1 protein-coding gene and 3 pseudogenes are annotated in these 2,530 nt (G+C 33.6%); 1 reads left to right on the top strand and 3 read right to left on the bottom strand.

Going from position 1 to position 2,530, the window contains the following annotated elements; all coding sequences use genetic code 11:
- Positions 1 to 326 (bottom strand): annotated as a pseudogene (locus tag RHOW815_RS07835) (IS481 family transposase); the annotation flags it as partial.
- 64 nt (positions 327 to 390) lie between these two features.
- Between RHOW815_RS07835 and RHOW815_RS09465 the strand changes: the two are divergent.
- Positions 391 to 964, top strand: a pseudogene (locus RHOW815_RS09465) (integrase core domain-containing protein).
- On the opposite strand, the pseudogene RHOW815_RS09460 reads toward RHOW815_RS09465, so the two are convergent.
- Positions 962 to 1,069 (bottom strand): annotated as a pseudogene (locus RHOW815_RS09460) (IS481 family transposase); the annotation flags it as partial. The pseudogenes RHOW815_RS09465 and RHOW815_RS09460 sit on opposite strands and share 3 nt — an antisense overlap.
- A 93-nt stretch (positions 1,070 to 1,162) precedes the next feature.
- Positions 1,163 to 2,296 carry a hypothetical protein gene (locus RHOW815_RS07825; protein WP_215217744.1) on the bottom strand — a complete coding sequence of 378 codons (1,134 nt, stop codon included), beginning with the start codon at positions 2,294 to 2,296 and terminating at the stop codon, positions 1,163 to 1,165.
- Positions 2,297 to 2,530: the final 234 nt, after the last annotated feature.

Genomic DNA, 2,530 nt, shown 5'->3' with positions numbered 1-2,530 from the left:
ACGGTTAAGTATTCTTAACACTCTTAACTCTTGTTCTTCAAACCAGGGTATTGTTTTATCATTTAATACTTATGCTGCTACTAGTGCATTTTTTCTGTCATACAACTTAGCAAAAGCAACTTTACTATAGGTATCAATCACTGTTTGCTGATAGATCCTTCCCACACCTTTAATAGTGCCTACATAATAGGTATCTTGTGCAACATTTTGCTTCTAACGCCTTTAGTCTCTTCTTAAATGTTTCTAGATCATGGCCTTAGCTATATCGATCTCACTCCTCCTGGAGAAATGAGAACTCCTTTCTTTTTCATCTCATTGGAAACTCGGAGCTTGTTTAGTCCCAAAGTATAATGGTGTATACTATGAACATTTAGCATCAAAGGAAACATTATGGGACAAATAGTACATGGGTGCGCCAAAACAACTGAGGCGATACGTCGGAAAATACAAAATAGTCAAAAGAGCATAGCCAAATTAGCAGAGGAATTGAGTCTCAACCCTAAAACTGTTCTTAAGTGGAGGAAGAGAGGGTTTCAGCGGGGCCTAAAAAGATTCATTCCACTATCCTAAGCAATGAAGAAAATATCTACCCTTCATCGATGCTTACAAAGGCACGGGATAAGTCGTCTGCCTGAAACAAAAGGTGAAAAACCCCTTAAGAAGAAGTTTTCTTCTTATCCTAATAGAGCATCGGTTAACAAAAGTAAACCACCCATGGACAAATGGCCAAGTTGAACGGATGAACAGAACCCTTAAAGAGGCTACCGTGAAAAGATACCACTACCAAACCCATCAGCAGTTAAAAGAGCATTTATATAATTTTTTAAATGCCTATAACTTTGCGAAAAGATTGAAAGCTCTAAAATGATTAACACCATTTGAATATATTATCAAAAGTTGGCAAAAAAAACCAAAAAGTTTTAGAATTAATCCACTCCATCACACTTTGGGACTAAACATCTAGCCATATCGATCTCACACCTCCTGGAGAAATGAGAACTCCTTTCTTTTTCATCTCATTGGAAACTCGGAGCTGTCCATATGCAGGTTTTTCTATAGCAATTGAGAGATAAAATAAGCCCCGATGCCTTAGTTGCAAAAGCTGTTTTTCTTTGCTATTTACCACTAAGTGTCAATTTAAGTCTTGTCTATTACATCAAAACTATTGTATTCGTATTTTATTCAATCCGTCAAAAAAGTTACTCATTTCTTGATCTGTTACGTCAGTCTCATTTTGAATTATAGAGACATTCGTTAGATTAGTACTACATATGAGATTTATTTGAAGAATATCTCTTTTTCCCGACAGAAAATTAGACATATAACTATTAATTTTTTTAAAATCTTTCGTCCTAAAAGAGGTCAGTAGATTTTCAACAAAAGTTTTTTGTTCTGAGAGCAAATACTCGCCTAAAAGACACAATTCTGAGCGATCTTTATTAAAAAAATCAAGATTGCAGGTGTTATTTAAAACAGCTTGGATATCTGTAAGAGAAGGTTTTCTACTTAAAATTTTACCTCTTTCATTACAAGAGGAATAAGGTGCACGAGCTGCAAGCGCCTTGCTTAATCCATATATTAACCGATAAAGTTGATTGCTCATTCCACGATAATTACCATTAAATTGATCCTTAGTTACATCAAAATAAGAAATAAAGAAAGAACGAAATAACGCAGCGTCTAGATTTTCAAGCTGCCCTTTATCTCCTAAATAACTACTACAGAAGTTTAATCTAATAATATCTCCACAAAAACTAAAAGGTATCTCCTGACCCTTTGTTCCATAGCCCCGGAAATAAAAACTAATATTCATCTGTTTTTCTTTCAAATGGTCGCATTCTAATAACGTTGAAAATTCTCTTTGAAACTCAGAGAGGCATTGAGAAACTTTTGAACGAATTGCCTGAGCAAGCATATCATCGCTAGTTATCTTTACATTTTGATATTTAATTTGAGCAAAAGGCCTTTTACTAGTATATAATCTTCTCAGGTATCCATCATCATAAATATTTACTTTATGAATCAACTTGTCTGCGTTTGGGTCATCTATATATGCTGATTGAATTAGTTTATAATCAGTACTCCTTTTAGCTCGATCTACTTTATGAACTAAGTTATTTTTTACTTTTGGATTGTGCTTTTCTGAAGCTGCAAAAAAATTTTTTAATGAGTCATCAATTCTTTTATTAAGACCTGTATAAGGGATTTCTTGAAAACCGCTAGATCGATTGGAAAAAGATACAAGATTATTGCCCAAATGGCTACTGTTCATATTAAAAAAAGATATTCCACTCATAATTTTCCTCTAAATTTAACATTAAAAAATTTATTAAAACCACCTCTGAATTCATTACAAGCAGCGATTATATTTAATCTAATTATTATGCCAATTTAATGAGTCTTGTCAAGTTTGAAGTGCACAGAAGAATTAAAAAAAAGAATAGGCAGGCGATGAAAGAATCTCTATTGTGATTTTTAACAATCAAACACAAGGAGAGACCTTGCCTAAAGGCTACCATCACCTAACCTA

It is taken from the genome of Candidatus Rhabdochlamydia sp. W815 (assembly GCF_018642185.1).
In the GTDB taxonomy this organism is placed as follows: Bacteria; Chlamydiota; Chlamydiia; order Chlamydiales; family Rhabdochlamydiaceae; genus Rhabdochlamydia; species Rhabdochlamydia oedothoracis.
The sequence above is the reverse complement of the archived record's forward strand: the minus strand, read 5'-3'. Positions and strand labels throughout refer to the sequence as shown.